General features: G+C 65.5%; 17 protein-coding genes. 6 read left to right on the forward strand and 11 right to left on the reverse strand.

What is annotated here, in order from left to right:
* Nucleotides 1-574: 574 nt before the first annotated feature.
* On the forward strand, nt 575-2,284 hold the full coding sequence (locus tag ABD240_RS15400; RefSeq protein ID WP_344338291.1) for a CDP-glycerol glycerophosphotransferase family protein: 1,710 nt from the start codon (nt 575-577) through the stop codon (nt 2,282-2,284).
* Between the two features lie 791 nt (nt 2,285-3,075).
* Here the strand turns inward: ABD240_RS15400 and ABD240_RS15405 are convergent.
* The 11 genes from ABD240_RS15405 to ABD240_RS15455 form a co-directional block, all read right to left on the reverse strand.
* The gene (locus ABD240_RS15405) at nt 3,076-3,954 is read right to left on the reverse strand and encodes a polysaccharide pyruvyl transferase family protein (protein ID WP_344338293.1); all 879 of its coding nucleotides are present in this window, start codon (nt 3,952-3,954) and stop codon (nt 3,076-3,078) included.
* A gap of 136 nt (nt 3,955-4,090) precedes the next feature.
* Nucleotides 4,091-5,818 carry a formate--tetrahydrofolate ligase gene (locus ABD240_RS15410; protein WP_344338295.1) on the reverse strand — a complete coding sequence of 576 codons (1,728 nt, stop codon included), beginning with the start codon at nt 5,816-5,818 and terminating at the stop codon, nt 4,091-4,093.
* Nucleotides 5,819-5,881: 63 nt separating this feature from the next.
* The gene (locus tag ABD240_RS15415; protein WP_344338297.1) at nt 5,882-7,069 is read right to left on the reverse strand and encodes a glycosyltransferase family 2 protein; all 1,188 of its coding nucleotides are present in this window, start codon (nt 7,067-7,069) and stop codon (nt 5,882-5,884) included.
* Nucleotides 7,066-7,815, reverse strand: a complete 750-nt coding sequence (locus ABD240_RS15420) for a CDP-alcohol phosphatidyltransferase family protein (RefSeq protein ID WP_291795528.1) — start codon at nt 7,813-7,815, stop codon at nt 7,066-7,068. Before ABD240_RS15420 ends, ABD240_RS15415 begins: the two co-directional genes overlap by 4 nt.
* Nucleotides 7,816-7,922: 107 nt before the next feature.
* Nucleotides 7,923-8,318 carry a glycerol-3-phosphate cytidylyltransferase gene (tagD, locus tag ABD240_RS15425; protein WP_291795531.1) on the reverse strand — a complete coding sequence of 132 codons (396 nt, stop codon included), beginning with the start codon at nt 8,316-8,318 and terminating at the stop codon, nt 7,923-7,925.
* 60 nt (nt 8,319-8,378) lie between these two features.
* A complete protein-coding gene (locus ABD240_RS15430) occupies nt 8,379-9,650 on the reverse strand; it encodes a CDP-glycerol glycerophosphotransferase family protein (RefSeq protein ID WP_344338300.1) in 1,272 nt (423 codons plus the stop codon).
* Between the two features lie 127 nt (nt 9,651-9,777).
* Complete coding sequence (locus tag ABD240_RS15435; protein WP_344338303.1) at nt 9,778-10,293, reverse strand: NUDIX hydrolase; 516 nt, start codon at nt 10,291-10,293, stop codon at nt 9,778-9,780.
* 39 nt (nt 10,294-10,332) lie between these two features.
* Nucleotides 10,333-10,518: a hypothetical protein gene (locus ABD240_RS15440; protein WP_344338305.1), complete on the reverse strand. Its 186-nt coding sequence runs from the start codon at nt 10,516-10,518 to the stop codon at nt 10,333-10,335.
* A gap of 461 nt (nt 10,519-10,979) precedes the next feature.
* Nucleotides 10,980-11,546, reverse strand: a complete 567-nt coding sequence (locus tag ABD240_RS15445; RefSeq protein WP_344338306.1) for an NADPH-dependent FMN reductase — start codon at nt 11,544-11,546, stop codon at nt 10,980-10,982.
* A complete protein-coding gene (locus ABD240_RS15450; protein ID WP_291795544.1) occupies nt 11,547-12,626 on the reverse strand; it encodes an LLM class flavin-dependent oxidoreductase in 1,080 nt (359 codons plus the stop codon).
* A gap of 104 nt (nt 12,627-12,730) precedes the next feature.
* The gene (locus ABD240_RS15455) at nt 12,731-13,210 is read right to left on the reverse strand and encodes a MarR family winged helix-turn-helix transcriptional regulator (RefSeq protein WP_344338309.1); all 480 of its coding nucleotides are present in this window, start codon (nt 13,208-13,210) and stop codon (nt 12,731-12,733) included.
* A gap of 174 nt (nt 13,211-13,384) precedes the next feature.
* On the opposite strand from ABD240_RS15455, the gene galE reads away from it, so the two are divergent.
* From galE to ABD240_RS15480, 5 genes are all read left to right on the forward strand, one after another.
* A complete protein-coding gene (gene galE / locus ABD240_RS15460; RefSeq protein ID WP_344338310.1) occupies nt 13,385-14,344 on the forward strand; it encodes a UDP-glucose 4-epimerase GalE in 960 nt (319 codons plus the stop codon).
* Between the two features lie 140 nt (nt 14,345-14,484).
* Nucleotides 14,485-14,718, forward strand: coding sequence for a hypothetical protein (locus tag ABD240_RS15465; protein ID WP_291795553.1), 234 nt, complete (start codon nt 14,485-14,487; stop codon nt 14,716-14,718).
* A 121-nt stretch (nt 14,719-14,839) separates the two neighbouring features.
* Nucleotides 14,840-15,520, forward strand: coding sequence for a hypothetical protein (locus tag ABD240_RS15470; RefSeq protein ID WP_344338312.1), 681 nt, complete (start codon nt 14,840-14,842; stop codon nt 15,518-15,520).
* Nucleotides 15,517-16,653: an ImmA/IrrE family metallo-endopeptidase gene (locus ABD240_RS15475; protein ID WP_344338314.1), complete on the forward strand. Its 1,137-nt coding sequence runs from the start codon at nt 15,517-15,519 to the stop codon at nt 16,651-16,653. The genes ABD240_RS15470 and ABD240_RS15475 overlap by 4 nt, the downstream gene beginning before the upstream one ends.
* A 203-nt stretch (nt 16,654-16,856) precedes the next feature.
* Nucleotides 16,857-17,861 carry an aldo/keto reductase family protein gene (locus ABD240_RS15480; RefSeq protein WP_344338316.1) on the forward strand — a complete coding sequence of 335 codons (1,005 nt, stop codon included), beginning with the start codon at nt 16,857-16,859 and terminating at the stop codon, nt 17,859-17,861.
* Nucleotides 17,862-17,873 lie beyond the last annotated feature (12 nt).

A 17,873-nucleotide genomic window follows, 5' to 3' on the forward strand; every position in this document is an offset into this window, starting at 1 on the left:
ACGAGCGGACCGCAGGTCGGCGGCGGCAACAGCCCGGCTTCCGGGGAAGACAGAGCATTGCGACGTCCCGGTGATTCCCCACACCGGGGACTGTCTCCGAACAGGCATCACCTGCGATGGCACCGCTGCGCGGTCGGCACAGTGCAGATTGGCTACGAGACGCCTACGCCGAAGAGCGTCGAGAACCAAGGCGGCACCGCCAAGGGCGGCCGACTCGTGCACGGACGACGCGAAAGGACCAGGCTGGCAACCGTCTTCGGAGATACTGAACCACGGGCTCGCGGAGCTACTGACGCATTCGATACATCCTCAATGGCTGCCCGCGACGCACCCCGAGATCCTCCGTGACGAGTGCAGAGACACCGCGGTGGGATTCTTGGGGCGGACGACCAGATGCTTCCCCGACCGCGGTATCAAGGCCACCACGACAACCCGGCACGTGCCGCAACGCGGTCCGGCACCGGCGACCTCGCGGATCTTGTGCCGCTCTCGCTACTATTGAGACGTAACCCGTAGCAGTAGGAACGACACACGCCGACTTCGCTGCGCTCCCACAGCGACAAAGGACTAAAAAATGACAGATGCACGCCAGCTCCCGACACCGTCCTCGCCAACTGGTTTAGGCACACCGCAGAAACAACTCCTGACAGAGCTATTTCAGGATATGGGAACTCAGCACAAAGACTTCTGGAGCGCCCGAATCACAGACGAGGAGGAAAGAAATCATCTATACGCAGAATATAGCAAATCCACTCATACCCGCGCCGAAATAGTATTCTACGAAAGCATGTCAGGCGCACGGGTAATGGATAATCCTTTCTCGGTATTCAAGCATGCAGTTGACAACACACCGCCTGCTGCGCACAAGCTTCATGTCTGGTCCTGCAGTGCAGGAGAACTCGTCCCTGACGAAATGGCAGAACGCAATGACGTCGTATTCGTCAAGAGACACTCGCGCGAGTACATGTACCTACTCGCGTCCGCTAAGCACATCATTGGAAACTCGGTTTTGCCCAAATACTTTGTGCGCAAGCCGGATCAGAAATACATGAATACCTGGCACGGAATCGGATATAAGTGGCTGGGACGCAGCCACAGCAACCCCTTAGGTGCATCGCTGAGCGTCACCAACATGCTGCAAGCGACGCACGTAATATCCCCCTGCAGCTTCATGACCGATGTTCTCGTCGATCGCTTCTCCATCCGCGGATCTTTTACCGGCAGGCTGGGTGAGACCGGATATCCTCGCATTGACGCCACGCTCAACGCTTCCGAAGCAGCCAAAGACTCGCTGAGGAGCCGGCTGGGCACAGACCCTCAGAAGAAAACGGTCCTCTACGCGCCAACGTGGCGGGGTGAAGGAAAATCGGCGGAAAAGCAGATCGAGCAGTTGGACAAGGATCTCCTCACCCTCCGCCGGATGAACGCCAACATCGTATTCCTGGGACATCACATCATGGCCCGCAGGATTCGGGAGCGCGCTTTCCCTGGCATTTTCATTCCGCCACCGAATGCCAATACGAACGAGATTCTCTCAATCTCCGATGTTCTTATCACCGACTATTCGAGCATCTTCTTCGACTTTCTGGTGACGGGTCGCCCAATCATCCATTATATGTACGACTACAATACTTACAAGAAGGCCCGTGGTCTCGCCCTGGAGCCTGACGAGCTCCCGGGAGAGGTCGCCTTCGACGCCGTCAGTCTCGCCGCTCTCACTCGATCTGCGATAAGCGGAAATATCTCCCAATCGACCCGCTACCGTGCGGCTCAAGCACGTTTCTGCCCCCATGAGGACGGCCATGCGTCTGCACGCGCGGCCCGATGGTTCTTTGAGAACGACAGCATTCCGCACGAGATTCCGATCGGACAAGACAAGCCGAGAGTCGCGTTCTGGGGTGGTCGTCTGGCAAGGAGCGAAGCGTTGGAGCCCTTCCTCAACCAACTGCGCGAGCGGGCTCTGGCTCGTCACGAATACATCACCCTGGTCATTGCCAGGTCAGCTATTAAGTCTCCCGGAGTGAAAACAGTCCTCCAAGAACTCGGAACCGCGATCGCGGTGGTGGCGAGAGATGACTATGAGATGGGTATGACATCTGCAGAGCAGAGCGCACGTCTGCGGTCGGCAAAGGAACGATCGCGAGAGGACACAGATCTCTACGATGAGATCTATAAGCGCGAGTACTCGCGCCTGCTCGGAAACGCTCGGTTCGACGAAGTGGTGCTGTATGGGAATCTGAGCCACTTCTGGAAGAAGCTTGGACGGCTCGCACTCGCCGCCTGAGAAGCGTGGGACCCCCTTCTGAGGGACATCGAAACGGGTGTGGAGGTCTGTTCATCAGCAGCATGGAAGCCCGTGCCATGAACCTGGGACTTTGAACGTGCTCTCGCTGCCGGACAGAGTGCATCAATCAGTCCGGCAGCGAGAGCACAGATATACCGTTCAACCCTACCGGTAGCCGGGCCAGGAGGGCCTGGTCACTTGAGTTAGGCGGCCACACTAGGCGCCGTCGCAGTGGAGTGGAGACGTCAGGAGCGTTTCCTACAGCAATGGTTCTGAGTACCACTGGTGTTCAGCAAGAACGCTCCTGGTGCTTTACACAATGTTCACTGCGGGATTCGCCAGAAACGAACCATCTTTCATTCAACTGCACTTTACCCTTTGATATCCCCATGCGCCATGTTTGCCAGGAGCAAGCAGGTTATGCCTTTTCTATCTGGGCGCACGAGCAAAATGCATCTGTGCGTTGTTTGGCGTTCGCCAGATCTCTTCACTTCAGGCCGGTCTGCTGAACTGGAATCGGTCAGCGACCGCTGTATCTGATATAATAATCCACCCCATCACTCTACGGTGGCTATATTGGAATCAGCGCTCCTGCCATTCGCCGCAACAGCAAATGCAACATCACCATCAGGACCGGAAGAACAACACCAAACGCTGCCACGCATGAGAGAGATACACGAAAACCTCGGCAACCTGCTGCTGGAATGCTGGTCGCACGTTCTCACGGGCTTCATTCGCTCACAGCTTTCGGAATGAGACCGACCCTGAACGCAAAATTGCCGAAAGAGAAGTCATTTTGCGTAGCGCGGCACGGCAGAAGAGTAATTGACCTCACCACCTTCTTTCATATCTCTTGAGCCCTGAATCGCCAGCTCTTCCGCTGCAGATATCGTCTCGGACTCACCCGTGAAAGGATTCGCGGCATAGAGCATGTCAAGATCGAGTTGAATATCTCGTGCGTCAAATGCCGATCTCTCGATGAGCTGGTCAATCGTCATTCCTTGATCAACGATGTCAAAGTCGTCAGGCTCTCGCTCTTTCCTGACAGAAGTAAGATAATCCCAGAACTTATACTCCTTACCCCAGCCGGTATCAGCAATCAACCATGAGTTGGGGATACCGTATGCATCTGCCAGGATAAGTCCATGAAGCGACGTGGAGATGATGCGCTTACATGCAAGCATGTCATCGAGGGTGCCTTCGACGTCATCGGTCTTCAGCTCTATCAGCTTGACGCCTTCCACGTCAAAGCTCTTCTTTCGCGCCGTTTCTGACCAGCGCAACACTACCCCGAGCTCGTAACTGGGTTCTATGGTGCGGGGATAATAGCGCGCCACAAGCAGTGCGGGATCGCCGTATACTTTTGGGCAGGGTTGCTTGAACATCTCAAGTCGCGCACGGGTCAATGGTCCGCGTACTGCAAGATAGCGAGCACCCGGCGCCATCTCGGATTTTGCTTCCGTGCCGAATGATCCTGTACCCCAAAGGACGCTGGCAGGCGTCGCATGCCCCACGATGGAGCCTATAGTTAGATAGTGTGGTTCGTAGCTCGGAACCCATCGAATCGGCTTGTCTGTCATTCGGGATACCAGCCATGGACCGAGCAGATCGCCAAAGTTTCGCTCGTACCCCCACCAGCGCATTGGAATGCTTCCGTCTGCCAACAGCATATGCGAACCTCTCTTACGCAATCATTAGTATTCTTCTAGAATCGGGGGATTCCCTGGTTCCCACCAGCCGCGCAGGCGTCTTCCGTCGATTCTTACATATTTCGGAGGGCGGGAGTTCTTCTTAGGGATCAGGTCCTCAGAACAGCCCGGTGATCTGTCCCTCGGCGTCGACGTCGATCCGCTCTGCGGACGGCGAGGCGGGCAGGCCCGGCATCGTCATGATGTCACCGCAGATCGCGACGATGAACCCCGCTCCGGCGGAGAGGCGGACATCGCGCACCGTGAGCGTGTGGCCCTCCGGTGCACCGCGCAGCGAAGGATCCGAGCTCAGCGAGTACTGGGTCTTCGCCACGCACACGGGCAGCTCCCCGTAGCCCTCCGCGACGAACCGCCGGAGCTTCGCGGCGACGGAGGAAGGGATGTCCACTCCGCCTGCCCGGTAGATCCGGGAGGCGATCTTCCGCAGCTTCTCCTCCGGGCTGTCGCTGAGCTCGTAGGAGCGCCGGGGCGTCCTGTCCTCTCCGGAACCGGACTCGCGTTCGGCGGCCGCGGCGATGACGGCATCGGCAAGGTCGAGAGCGCCTTCACCGCCGTGCGCCCAGTGCTCGGCAGGGACCGCTCGCACCCCGAACTCGCGGAGATGCGCGACCGCGGCCGCCACCTCGGCGTCCGTGTCGCTGGGGAAGCGGTTGAGGCTCACGACCGGGGTGAGCCCGTAGACCTCCCGCAGAACGGTGAGGTGGTGCTCGAGGTTCGCCATGCCGGCGAGCATCGCCTCGACGTTCTCCGTCTCCAGATCCGCCTTCTCCACCCCGCCGTGGTACTTGAGCGCCCGCACGGTCGCGACGACGCAGACGACGTCCGGCCAGATGCCGGCCGACTGGGTCTTGATGTCGAGGAACTTCTCCGCACCCAGATCAGCACCGAAGCCGGCCTCCGTCACCGCCCAGTCGCCCAGTGCCATCGCCGCACGCGTGGCGAGGACGCTGTTGCAGCCATGGGCGATGTTGGCGAACGGCCCGCCGTGGATGAATGCCGGGGTGTGCTCGAGGGTCTGGACGAGGTTGGGGGCGAGGGCGTCGCGGAGCAGCGCGGTCATGGCGCCCGCCGCGCCGATGTCCGCGACCGTCACCGGCTTCCGGTCGCGGGTGTGCGCGAGGACGATGCGCGAGAGCCGTTCGCGCAGGTCCGCAAGACTGGTGGCGAGACAGAAGATGGCCATCACCTCACTGGCGACGACGATGTCGAAGCCGTCCTCCCGCGGCACTCCCCCGTTCAGCCCGCCCAGGCCGATCGTGGTCCCCCGCAGCGCGCGGTCATTGAGGTCGACGACCCGCTTGATGTGGATGCGGCGCACGTCCACGTCAAGGGAATTGCCGTGGTGGATGTGGTTGTCCAGCATCGCAGCGGCGAGGTTGTTGGCCAGGGCGATGGCGTTGAAGTCCCCGGTGAAGTGGAGGTTGATGTCCTCCATGGGCACCACCTGCGCGTATCCGCCGCCCGCGGCGCCGCCCTTCATCCCGAACACCGGGCCGAGGCTGGGCTCACGGAGCGCGAGGACCGCGTTGCCCGTGGCGGGCTCGCCGGCCGCCGCGCGCCGCCTGTTGCGTTCGTTGAGGCCGTCCGCGAGGCCGATGCTGGTGGTGGTCTTGCCTTCACCCGCCGGAGTGGGGCTCATCGCCGTGACGAGGACGAGCCGACCGGGAGTGCGTTCCTGCTCGATCCGTTCGAGAACGGGGAGCGGGACCTTCGCCTTCGTCCAGCCGTAGGGGACGAGATCCTCCGTGGGCACTCCGACGGACTCCGCGATCTCCGTGATCCGCTTCAGCGACGCTGCCTGTGCGATCTCCAAGTCGATGCTCATGGGGCCATTCTGTCCCATCTGTACGGCGAAAGAAGAATGTCTAGGCCGCTGACCGCGTCACACTCAGACAACAGGCGGGCGCCCGTGCCGCGTCATGGCAAGCAGCCCCCGCCCGGAGAGCTTCTTCTGTTCCTCGTCAGCACTCCACGGATCCAGACGCCAGCCGTCCCTCCAGCCGGTGAACCATGCGCGGAGCTGCTGCGGCTTCTTCGCCCACCGCAGGCACTGCACAAGGGTCCACGAGCCCACGTAGGCCCAGCTGATGGGGAACGGCAGATTCCTCCGCGCGAGCCACACGCGGTTGCGCGCGTTCATGTAGAAGTACTCGTCGTGGCGCTTGGGGTCGATCACCGGGTGGGCGACCTGGATGTCCCCCCGGTACCAGACCTGGTAACCGGCGTCCCACACCCGCCAGGCGAGTTCGATGCCCTCGTGCGCGTACCAGAACGGCGCCGGCCAGCCGCCGGACTCGTCGAACGCCCTCCGCTGCAGGCAGATCGCCCCCTCCCAGACGGAGAAGACCGTCGAGGAATGCTCCGGGGACCCCTTCCGCAGGCGCGGTATCCACCGAAGCGGCGCATCGTCCCTGCTCGGATCCGTCACCTGCGGCTGGATCAGTCCGATCTCCGGCTTCGCCCGCATCATCTGCGCCATACGGAGAAGGGTCGTGTCGTCGGGCAGCCACGCGTCGTCGTCGAGGAAGAAGAGGAACTCACCGCGCACGTGCGGCACACCTTCGTTCCTGCCGGCAGGAATGCCCAGGTTCTCCGGAAGCGCCAGGGTGCGCACTCCGTCGGGCATGCCGACGGGTTCCCAGCCGTTGCCCACGCAGATGACGTCGAGCTCCACGCCTCGCTGCGCGAGCAGCGAACGGAACCCTCGGTCCAGATCCTCCGGGCGCTTGCCCTGGGTGAGAACCACGACGCCGAAGGTGTAGGGAGTTCCCGCGGAGGCCTCAGTGACGGCCGGCGATGTGGATGCACGCTTCCCGACGCCGCGCACCGGCAGGGCCTCGCCGTCCACGGACGGCACGACCTCGAACGCCTGCGCGGACTCCGCAGTCTCCGCATCACGGAGGACATGGGCGTCCCGGCGCAGGCGATCCTCGTCTGCGTGACCGCCGGCCCCGTGCTCGATCAGCATGGAATCCGGCAGTGTGCCCTCCGGTTCGCCTCCGGGTGAAGGGCCATCGGCCAGCAGGCGCGTGCGGGAGCCGCTGGGGTCCGCGGAGCGGCGACGACGCGGACTCATCCGAGCCTCCTCGACGCCATGATCGCAAGGAAGTGCCCGGCTGTGGAGAGCGCACACAGAGGCACCAGCGCGAGGATGAGGAACCGGTCCGCGGAGATGCCGATGTCAGGCACCAATCCCACCACCGCGGCCAGCACCGCGAGGATCGACATCTCCACGGAGTGATAGATCCGGTGGAAGGGAACGAAGCGGGCGATGGCCTTCGCCTTGGCCAGCGCTCCTACGGAGATCGCCGTGGCCTGTGCCGTGTCCGGCAGCTTGTCCAGCCCGTTGAAGGCACGGGCCACATGGACCATGTCGTTGAGCGCCTTGTTCAGCAGGACGAACCAGCCCAGTGCCAGCCCCGCGACCACGTAGGGATACGCGCTCCCGGGATCCGTGCGCAGCTGCGTCAGATCGCCCACGGCGCGGAAGCCGAGCGCCACCGCCACAGCGCCCTCCGTGGTGTAGTGACCCACCTTGTCGAGGAAGACGCCCTTGGCCGACCTGGTGCCGCGCCAGCGTGCCACCTCACCGTCACAGCAGTCGAAGTACAGCTGCAGCTGGGAGAAGAAGAGTGCCAGCAGGGCCCCCCAGATCCCCGGGATGAAGAGTGCTGCGGCGATGGCCCAGCCGGAGAGAATCATGAGGCCGGTCACGCCGTTGGCGGTGATGGGCGTCCTCACCAGGAGCGCGGTGAAGTAGATGGAGATGTGCCGCAGATAGAGTTCAGCGGTCCAGTGCTCGGCGTTCTTGCGCGACCTCACCTCGGGAGGCTGCGCAACCGCCCTCAGCTCCTCCAGAGTAGGTGCCGTCCTGCCCACTGCCACCGCTCTCAGCCCCTTCTCTGCGCCCACCGTGCCCTGCGGCCGGTTCAGGCGGTCCGGGAGCCGAGGTCGTTCTTGATCTGCGTCGTGGAGATCTCAGGGGTCCGCGGAAGGTAGACGACCTCCACCTGGTCCTTGAGGAAGTCGAACTCACCGGTCCAGTCGTCGCCCATCACGAAGGTGTCGATGTGGTACTTCTCCATGTCAGTGGTCTTCTGCTCCCAGTTCTCCTCCGGGATCACGAGGTCCACGTACCTGATCGCCTCGAGCATGTTCTTGCGGTCCGCGTAGGGGAAGTAGCACTTCTTGCCCTTGCCCTCGTTGAATTCATCCGTGGAGAGCGCCACCACGAGATAGTCGCCCTGCGCCTTGCACCGCTGCAGCAGGCGGATGTGACCGTAGTGGAGCAGATCGAAAGTACCGTAGGTGATGACGCGACGCATAGGTGGTTCCATTCAGTTCACAGATGGGCTCACTCATGTTATCCCCGCGTTCACATCGCTTCAATCCGAAGTGAGCCGTCTCTCGCGCTCCTCAGCCACCGCAAGGACCGCACCGATGAATCTCTCAATCTGCCGTCCGGGTGCGGTGTCCCCCAGATAGCGGCCGGCGACCTCGGCCGTTCCCGCGGCGAGATCGACGAGCGCCGTCCGCATCGCGGCAGCCCCCGCCTCGGCGGCATCGAACGAGGGCACCCGGTCGAAGAGGCCGCCTGCCTGAACCGTCGCCCGGGGATCCGAGGGCCGGATGAGGACGAGGGGCTTACGGGTCGTCAGCCAGTCGAAGGCCACGGACGACATCTCCGCGATGCACCCGTCTGCGGCCTGGAACTGCCAGCCCACGCGCGGCGTCGAATCGACGAAGCCCCCTGCCTCACGCACCGCCGTGCGGATCTCCTCGTCCGCCTCCTTGAACGACTTCTGCAGGTAGCCGGTGCGAGGGTGCGGCCGGTAGATGATGCGGGCATCCGCCTCCGCGAGGGCTCGGACGATGCGCGGACCGGATTCCGGCAGCGTGCCGTAGGCCATCGCCGGAGAATCGCCCTCCCACGTGGGCGCCCAGAAGACGACCGGTCCGCGCTTCACCGGACTGCCCGCAAGGTGGTCCTGCCACTCTTGGGGGACGGGCGCGGGAGCGTCGAGCTGCGGCCGGCCCACGTCGATCATCTTCTCCGGCCCGAACCCGATGAGCTGCGTCATCAGCCTGTCCCGTGCCGCCTGTCCGGCGGTCAGCACATAGTCGTAGCCCTTCAGCTTGTTGGAGACCATCGAGGACTTCTCGCTCTCCCCGTGGGAGAGATGCACGTGCGCAGGCCGCGCATAGTCGAGGGCCTGGAAGTTCTGCGTGGCCTGATTGACGTAGAGGACGCAGCGCACAGTGTCATTGCCCAGCAGCGCGTCCACCTGCGCCATCCATCGCCCAAACCGCACGGGCAGATCCGTGAGCCGGGCGATCCGCTCCGCAGTCCGCGCGCCACGGCACAGGATCCCCACCGAGGTCTGCTGTGCCAGCTGTTCGAGCGGCCACAGCCACTGCTCCAGCTGGTAGGCCGAGGCCGCATCCCCTGCGAAGTGCACGACCACCGTGAACCGGTCGTCCCGCCGCGGCGCCAGCGAACGGGTGACCTTGGGTGCGGCCAGCCGGTCCGCTGCAAGTTCGGCGACCTTGCGGGACATCGTTCCCACGCGCTCCGCGGCAGAGGAGACTGTGGGGACGATCCCCCTGCGCCGAGCAGACGGGGAGCCCTGGGCGGACGGAGAACGCTGAGCAGACATGCCTAGTAGGGTGCCACATCCTCTTGTCTGGACCACACATACGCCTGCGTCTCTCCACCTGCCCGGATGCGTACCGGCCTCGACCTCCACGAACCCGGTCTCGCCTGTCCGTGCTCGGCGATGCACCTCAGGGCGAACTGAGAACTGCAGGATTCGGCTCCATGGCCTCCTGCAGCAGCTGAAGGCTGAAGGCCAGCGGCACACTCATAAGTGGGATGTGCTCACACGTCTCATCGAACAGCGAGCCCAGAGGGCACCAGAATGAGCTTCGCGTATAGATCGCCTCATCCCCGGCAACCCTGGACCGCAGCCGGTCCGTCTCGTCAGCAGTGGAGCGCAGCAGGGTGAGGCCGAAGAACTCCGGCTTTGCGCCTCGCTCCAGCCAACGGCCGAACCCCAGCAGCAGCGAGCGGCTGATCTGTTCCCGGGGAACGCCGGTCTCCTCAAGGAACTCGCGATTCGCCCCATTGAGCACAAAGGACTGCAGATCGCAGTCCGCACCCTCTGAGCCCATGAAGTCGCGGAGTTCGAGGCTGTCGGAACCGGAAGGAGCGAGGAGCCCCCTGCTTGAGTGATTGTCGGGACTCTGCCGGACGATGAGGACCTGCCCGCCGCTGAACACTGCCAGCGCGGAGACGCCCACGACGTTCGCGAGCTCCCTGCTGGCCAGCGGATTGAGGCCTCAGTCCCCGTCGTACAGGTACTCCCGGCGGACGCCCCATGACTGCCCGTCCGGTGCGATCTCCCATCGCATGAGCTCGTTGGAGCACAGGTGGTCGAAGAAGCCGGCAGGCTGAAAGGGGGTGATGTGACTGCCGTCCTCCCGCAGGTCGCCGAGCATGCGTACGCAGGGGCCGTTGAAAGGCATGGATCCGTCCGTCGTCTTCCGGAGGATGTAGGGAGCGGTTTCCCGCAACCGCTGCGGCAGCCTGTAGCCCTATGCCCGCATGCGTGCGCTCCACGTCTTCCCTGACAGCATCTGCCGATTGAGGTCCCGGCTGTGGAGCCTCGTTCCCCTTGCATGCGGACTGCTGTCCGGAAGATCCCGATCCACGGGACGCGGCCCGGTGAACACCGGATTGCGCTCAACCAGCTCCGAGTCACGGAATCTGCGTCGCAGACCCACCCATTCCTGGAGCACGGCAACCACGCCGAAGAGCAGCCCTGCCACACCCAGCCCCAGGAGAGCGATGTCAGGGAGACACGGGATGGGCGCGATGGCTCCCACGATCGCACCGAGCATGCGCTGCGCTCACAGCGCAGGGCAGTGGAGCGGTCAGTCTAGCGACCGGCCCCGTGCGGCGGCTGCCTCAGCGGAACTCGCACCCCTCAGAACCCGTACGCGGCCTCCTTCTCCTCCCGGATCTGGGAGTAGGTGCGGGTGAGCACGAGGGTGTCCTCGACGAGGCGGTCGATGCGCTGGATGACGTCCTCACTGACGATCTGGTTCCGGTGCAGATCCTTCTCCTCCACGAAGACGTAGGGCGAGACCACCTGGGCCTTCATGTACGTGAGGATCGGCAGGAGGTGCTGCTGCGGGATGAGGTAGTGCTTGGCGGATCCCGCCGTCGCCGCCACTGCCACCACCTTGTCGCGGAATGCCCCGGGCGGCAGCAGGTCGAAGAGGTTCTTCAGCGTCGCGGGGATCGAGGCCTGGAAGATCGGCGTGCCGATGATCAACGCATCGGCGTCCATGACGGCTGCCGTCACCCGCCCCGTGTCCCCGGTGTACTCGGTGAAGTTCCGGCCGTCGCTGAAGACCATGTCCGCCTCGGCGAGGTCGATGAGCGTGACGTCCACGGACGGGTCCTGGGCCATGACCGCCCGGGCCGCGCAGTCCATGACGGTGCGCGTCTTCGTCCCGACGTTCGAACCGGAGAGGACGACGAGTCTCACTCAGGCCGCCTCCTTCGCGGTGTACTTCTTCACGGCCGGGATGATCTCCGAGCCGATCGTCTCGATCTGCTTCATCACCCTCGCGTAGGGCATGCCGCCGAAGTCGATCTGCCCGAGGTAGCGCTGGTGACCGAAGACCTCGTGCTGGTGGAGGATCTTCTCCACGATCTGCTGCGGACTGCCGATGTTCACGATGCTCGCCGGATCCACGCTTTGGGCGAAGAGCTGCTTGGGCATGCCCTGCCCGTTGGTCCGCTTCATCCCCTCGTTGATGTGCGGGTAGAGCTCACGCAGCGCCTCCTGCGAGGTGGGAGCCGTGTAGAGGAATCCGACCGTCGAGAGCGGAAGGGAAGCGGGATCGAACCCTCGGTGCCGCGCCGCCTCGCGGTAGGCCTCGACGGTGGGCCTGAATGACGAGGTGGTCCCTCCCAGGTGCGCCATCATCATCGGCACCCCGGCGAGGCCGGCCTTGACCGCGCTCGCCGGGGCGCCGCCCACCGCGCGCCAGATCGGTAGGGGGTCCTGCGCAGGGCGAGGGAGCACCTCGGCGTCATTGAGGGGCGCCCGGAACTGCCCCCGCCAGGTGACCCGCTGCTCCTCACTGATCTTCAGCAGCAGCTCGAACTTCTCCTCGAAGAGCTCTTCGTAGTCGCGCAGGTCGTAGCCGAGGAGTTCGAAGAGACCGATGCGGGAGGCGCGGCCAGCCACGAGCTCGGCGCGGCCTCCGGAGAGGTGGTCGATCGTGGCGAAGTTCTCGAACACCCGCACCGGATCCGAGGTGCTGAGGATGGTCGAGGTGCTGCCGATGCGGATGGAGGACGTGGCCTGCGCGATGGCACCGAGGATGACGGCATGGGCCTGCGAGGCGAAGTACTCCTGGTGGCTCTCCCCCAGACCGAAGAAGTCGAAGCCGGCCTCTTCCGCCGCCTTCGCGTAGCCGACGAACTCGCGGATGCGCTCGCCCGGGCCCACGCGGGAGCCGTCGCTCGGATCGGGCAGATGATCACCGAGGCTGTACATACCGAACTGCAGCCCCTTGCCGGGGTCGATTCCAGCGCTCTTCATCAGGCTCTCGCTCATGGTCCCTCTCAGTGACGGGAGACCGCCCGGGGGCGACCCCACAACTCTCATTTGCCATGTCAACTGACAGATCGCGAGAACTATTCCTCAGTGATCCGAGAGGCTCAGGAACCCGCTGCGTCCTCCGGGGATGCCTCGCCGCTCTCCACCGCGACCCGGCGGACGCGGCTGTGCTCGTAGAGCTTCTTCATCAGCCGGTGCAGCTGGCGCTGTTCCTCTTCGTCGAGGACATCGTCGAAGAGCGCCGCCTGCTGCCGGAGCTGGGAGGGGAAGGCTCGCTCGAGGAGGTCACGGCCGGCCTCGGTGAGGGAGATGTGCTTCGTCTTCCAGTCCGGCTCGCGGACGATCAGGCCCTCACGCTCCAGCCGGGAGAGCATCCTCGAGACTCCGCCGTCGCTAACGGTGAGGCCCCGGGCGAGCTCCGACTGGGTGATGGGCTGGAAGTTCCGGATGTGGGCGAGCGCCTCGAACTGGGCGACGGTGAGGCCGAACCGGCGGAGGTGGCTGTTGGAGATCTGGTTGCTGTTCTGGACGAAGCGGGCCATCCGCAGCCAGATCAGCGTGCTCAGAGACAGATCCTCCACGCCGCGCCCTCCCTGCATTCCCTGCACCGATGTGGCGCTCATGTTACCGACGCACAGGACAGTCCCAGCCCTCGCGGGCGCGGAAACATGCGCGGGAACCTCCGTGCTCGCTACGCTGAGCGGGTTCGCCGCACAGGCTCTCCGACCACCGTCCACGCGTAAGAGGATCCCACCATGAAGCTTCTCGTCACCGGAGGCGCCGGCTACATCGGCTCCGTCGTCACCTCCCAGCTCCTGGACGCCGGCCATGAGGTCACCGTCCTCGACGACCTCTCCACCGGGCACCGGGAGGCCGTCCCGGAGGGTGCGGAGTTCGTCCAGGCGCGCATCCACGACAGCCGGGACCACGTCCTCGGGCGCGGGTACGAGGGCGTGCTGCACTTCGCCGCGAAATCGCTGGTGGGCGAGTCCGTGTCATCCCCGGAGCTGTACTGGGAGAACAACGTCGCCGGCACCTTCTCCCTGCTGGAGGCCCTCCGCGAGGCGGGCGTACCCCGGATCATCTTCTCCTCCACCGCCGCGACCTACGGCGAGCCCGAGGCCTCCCCCATCACGGAGCAGACTCCGGCGAACCCGGTGAACGCCTACGGCGCGTCCAAACTCGCGGTCGACCACATGCTCAGCTCCTACAGCCGCGCGCACGGCCTGGCGGCGACCTCTCTGCGATACTTCAATGTGGGAGGAGCCCGCGGACCCTTCGGTGAGAAGCACTCCCCGGAGACCCATCTCATCCCCAACCTGCTCAGGGTCGCCGCCGGCAGCTCCGACTCCTGCCGGATCTTCGGCACGGACTATGACACCACTGACGGCACCGCGCTGCGCGATTACCTTCACGTCGTGGACCTGGGCCGGGCGCACCTCCTCGCCTTGGACACCTCGGAAGCGAGCACGCACCGGATCGTCAACCTGGGCACCGGCAACGGCTTCACCGTCCGCCAGGTGCTCGAGGCCTGCCGCACCGTCACCGGCCATCCCATCCCCGCGGTCGAGGAGGACCGGCGGCCGGGCGACCCCACCTCGCTCGTCGCCTCCAACCACCGCGCGCAGGAACTGCTGGGCTGGCAGCCGGAGCTGGGCCTCGAGGAGATCGTCGCGGATGCCTGGCGGTTCATGCAGGAGACCGGCGCGGCCTGAAGCCCCACCGAAGCGCTGGCCGCGGGACGATGCTCTCACAGAAGCAAGGTGTCTTGAAAAATCAGTCGGCATATCCCACCCTGAGGGGGCGCATATGCACGCCCGCGTATGCGTTCGTCCAGCAGAGCACAGGAGGAGACATGGCAGTCTGCGACACCTGCGGAAACGACTACGAGAAGTCCTTCACCCTCACGCGGGCCGGGCAGTCGAAGACCTTCGACAGCTTCGAGTGTGCGATCCACGCGATGGCACCGCGCTGCGCCCACTGCGAGTGCATCATCCTGGGTCACGGGGTGGAGTCCGAGGACTCCACCTTCTGCTGCTCGCACTGCGCCAGGGAGGCCGGCCACGTGCAGGCGCGCGACAAGGTCTGAGGCCGCAGCCGCACATCCGCCCGGCCTACCCGCACACGCAGCGCAGGAAGATGTACCGCCCTCCACGGCGGTGCATTTTCCGGTTTTGCACACTAGACTGAGGGCAGCGGAAGGAGCTCCCATGATCCCCGAGCAGCTTGCAGATGCCCGATGCACCACGGACCGGCAGACCGTCGCCGCGCTCGAGGCGATGGGCCTGACGGCCGAGGACCTCACCTCGGCGGTGGCCGCGGGAGTGCGGGCGGCGGGACGGATCACCGCAGACCACCCGGTCACCGCTCCCGGCTTCACGCTGTGGTCGGAGACTGTCGCGCACCTGCGCCACACCCTCGGCGAACGCGGGTGGAAGCGCGTGAACCCGGGGAACTCGCCGCAGGTCGTCTCCCCCGACGGCCGCATCGCGCTCATGCCCGTCCGCGGCAACCATGCCACCGGCGTCTCACCGGATGTGGAGCCCTCCACCTTCCACCACCGCGGCCCGGCCACGGTGGACGCCGTCCGCCGCAATGCCCAGACCGGCCTCTCCCTGCTCACCCCGGAGACCGGACCCGCGGACGCCGCCACACCCCACACCTGGTTCCTCCTCTACCACTGGTTCGAGGACAGCCCGGAGTTCCGTGCAGAGCTCTCCCTGCCCCTTCTCTCCGGCAGCAGCGACGACGAGCCCGAGGCCGTGGTCTTCTCCCGGTGGCGGCGACGCATCCTCCTACCCCCGGTGAACACCTCAGACTTCGAGGTGCCCATGAACCCGCGCCGTCACGACGAGGACGACGTCGCCTTCGACATCGACGAGATCGCGTGAGACTCGAACCCACCCGCATCGCCCTCGCCCGCACCCGCGCCGGACTCACCAAGGCGGCGCTCGCGCAGAAGCTGGGGGTGGGGCCGCGCTCCCTCACGAACTACGAGACCGCCGGAGCGCCGGAACGCCTCGCCCCCGCTCTCGCGGAGGCCACCGGATTCCGCCCCGGCTACTTCTCCCGCGAGGAGGTGGAGCCCCTCGACGAGGACCGCGCCTTCTTCCGCGCCCGGCGGCGGACCTCGGCGCGCGTCCTCCACTCCGCCGTCGCCGCGGGCCGGACCGGGACGGAGCTGTACTCCCTCATCACGGAGAGGTTCCGCCTCCCCCGGCTGGATCTGCCCGATCTGAGCGGCATGGAGCCGGAGAGCGCGGCCGTCACCATCCGCGCCCACTGGGACCTGGGCGTCATGCCGGCACCCAACCTCATCCAGCTGGCGGAGTCGAAGGGCGTGCGCGTCCTGGGGCTGCCCGGCTCCACCTCAGACGTGGACGCCTTCAGCGTGTGGGACGGCGGGGCGCCCTTCGTCTTCCTGTCGCGGCAGAAGACGGCGGAGCGCGCCCGTTTCGATCTCGCCCACGAGCTCGGCCATCTGCTGCTCCACTCCAGCTCCGGCACGGAGGAGGGCGCGATCACGGACATCGAGCGGGAGGCGGACCACTTCGCCTCCGCATTCCTGCTGCCGGCGGCGGAGATCTCCGCCGTGCTGGGGCGCGAGCCCTCCGTGGAATCGATCCTCGAGGCGAAGGGGCGCTTCCGCGTCTCCGCCGTCGCTCTGGCGTACCGGCTGCGGACCACCGGAGCGCTGACGGAGTGGTCCTACCGGACGACGGCCGGCGAACTCGCCTCCCGCGGCTACCGGACCGGCGAGCCGGGCGGCCTCCCGCACGAGCGCTCCCGGGTGTTCTCGACCGTCCTCACCCGCCTGCGTGAGAAGCACGGTCTGGGAACGGAGGAGATCGGCGAAGCGCTGGGGGTGGCAGCAGAGGAGGTCCACGGGCTCACGCTCGGCCATGCGCTGACGGCGTCGCGGGCGGGCGGGGACCCTGCACACGGCGGGGACGCCGGCCGCTCCACGAGCGGAGGACCCGCGCCCGAGGCCGCCTCACCGCCTCGGCTGCGCGTGGTCCGCTGACCGGCGGGCCGTGCCCTCTTGACCGGCTGAACCACCGACCGGCCGAGCTCCGCCGACGGGCTGGCTCCCGACGGTGGTGCAGTCGCTCCGCCGACTGGGGCCATGAGATTCTGGATGCACCAGGACGCGCTCGACGATTCTGACTGCTGGTTCCCAGCACGCCCTCACACAGCCGCGGCTCCCGCGGCGGAAAGGCAGCACCCATGGAATTCCGCTATCTGGGCAACTCCGGCCTCAAGGTCTCCGAGGTCACATACGGCAACTGGCTCACGCACGGCTCGCAGGTGGAGAACGAGACCGCGGCACGCTGCGTCCGCGCCGCCCTCGACGCCGGCGTCACCACCTTCGACACCGCTGATGTCTACGCCAACACCGTCGCGGAGTCCGTCCTCGGCGAAGCGCTGGCCGGCGAGCGCCGGGAGTCCATGGAGATCCTCACCAAGGTCTACTGGCCCACCGGCCCCAAGGGCCACAACGACTCCGGCCTCTCCCGCAAGCACATCATGGAGTCGATCAACGGCTCCCTGTCCCGCCTGCAGACGGACTACGTGGACCTCTACCAGGCGCACCGCTACGACCACGAGACGCCGCTCGAGGAGACGATGCAGGCGTTCGCGGACGTGGTCCGCCAGGGCAAGGCCCTCTACATCGGCGTCTCCGAGTGGTCCGCGGAGCAGATCCGCGCCGGTCACGCACTGGCGAAGGAGCTGGGTTTCCAGCTGGTCTCCAACCAGCCGCAGTACAACATGCTCTGGCGCGTCATCGAGGCCGAGGTGGTGCCCGTCAGCCGCGAGCTGGGCGTGAGCCAGATCGTGTGGTCGCCCATCGCCCAGGGCGCGCTCACCGGCAAGTACAAGCCGGGGCAGCCGCTGCCCGCAGGCTCTCGCGCCACGGATGAGCACGGCGGCGCACGCGCCATCGAGAAGTTCCTCTCCGAGGAGAACCTCCGGGCCATCGAGAAGCTCGAACCCATCGCCGCAGACCTGGGCCTGACCATGGCGCAGCTGGCCATCGCCTGGGTGCTCGCCAACGACAACGTGGCCTCGGCGCTCGTGGGGGCCTCGCGCCCGGAGCAGATCGAGTCCAATGCCGAGGCGGCAGGGGTGAAGCTCGAGGCGGATGTGCTCGCGGCGATCGACGAGGCCGTGGGCGCCCTGGCCGAACGCGACCCCGCGAAGACGGTCTCCCCCGCCACCCGTCCCAGCTGAACCGGCGGGCTC

The organism is Brevibacterium salitolerans (assembly GCF_039531405.1).
Classification (GTDB): Bacteria; Actinomycetota; Actinomycetes; order Actinomycetales; family Brevibacteriaceae; genus Brevibacterium; species Brevibacterium salitolerans.

Bases quoted from the DNA above. Each gene is read 5' to 3' on its own strand.
- ABD240_RS15400 (WP_344338291.1), top strand. From the start codon at position 575: ATGACAGATGCACGCCAGCTCCCGACACCGTCCTCGCCAACTGGTTTA.
- ABD240_RS15415 (WP_344338297.1), bottom strand. From the start codon at position 7,069: ATGAGTCCGCGTCGTCGCCGCTCCGCGGACCCCAGCGGCTCCCGCACG.
- ABD240_RS15440 (WP_344338305.1), bottom strand. From the start codon at position 10,518: ATGCCTTTCAACGGCCCCTGCGTACGCATGCTCGGCGACCTGCGGGAG.
- ABD240_RS15480 (WP_344338316.1), top strand. From the start codon at position 16,857: ATGGAATTCCGCTATCTGGGCAACTCCGGCCTCAAGGTCTCCGAGGTC.
- ABD240_RS15450 (WP_291795544.1), bottom strand. From the start codon at position 12,626: ATGAGCGAGAGCCTGATGAAGAGCGCTGGAATCGACCCCGGCAAGGGG.
- ABD240_RS15405 (WP_344338293.1), bottom strand. From the start codon at position 3,954: ATGCTGTTGGCAGACGGAAGCATTCCAATGCGCTGGTGGGGGTACGAG.
- tagD (WP_291795531.1), bottom strand. From the start codon at position 8,318: ATGCGTCGCGTCATCACCTACGGTACTTTCGATCTGCTCCACTACGGT.
- ABD240_RS15465 (WP_291795553.1), top strand. From the start codon at position 14,485: ATGGCAGTCTGCGACACCTGCGGAAACGACTACGAGAAGTCCTTCACC.
- galE (WP_344338310.1), top strand. From the start codon at position 13,385: ATGAAGCTTCTCGTCACCGGAGGCGCCGGCTACATCGGCTCCGTCGTC.
- ABD240_RS15410 (WP_344338295.1), bottom strand. From the start codon at position 5,818: ATGAGCATCGACTTGGAGATCGCACAGGCAGCGTCGCTGAAGCGGATC.
- ABD240_RS15470 (WP_344338312.1), top strand. From the start codon at position 14,840: ATGATCCCCGAGCAGCTTGCAGATGCCCGATGCACCACGGACCGGCAG.
- ABD240_RS15430 (WP_344338300.1), bottom strand. From the start codon at position 9,650: ATGTCTGCTCAGCGTTCTCCGTCCGCCCAGGGCTCCCCGTCTGCTCGG.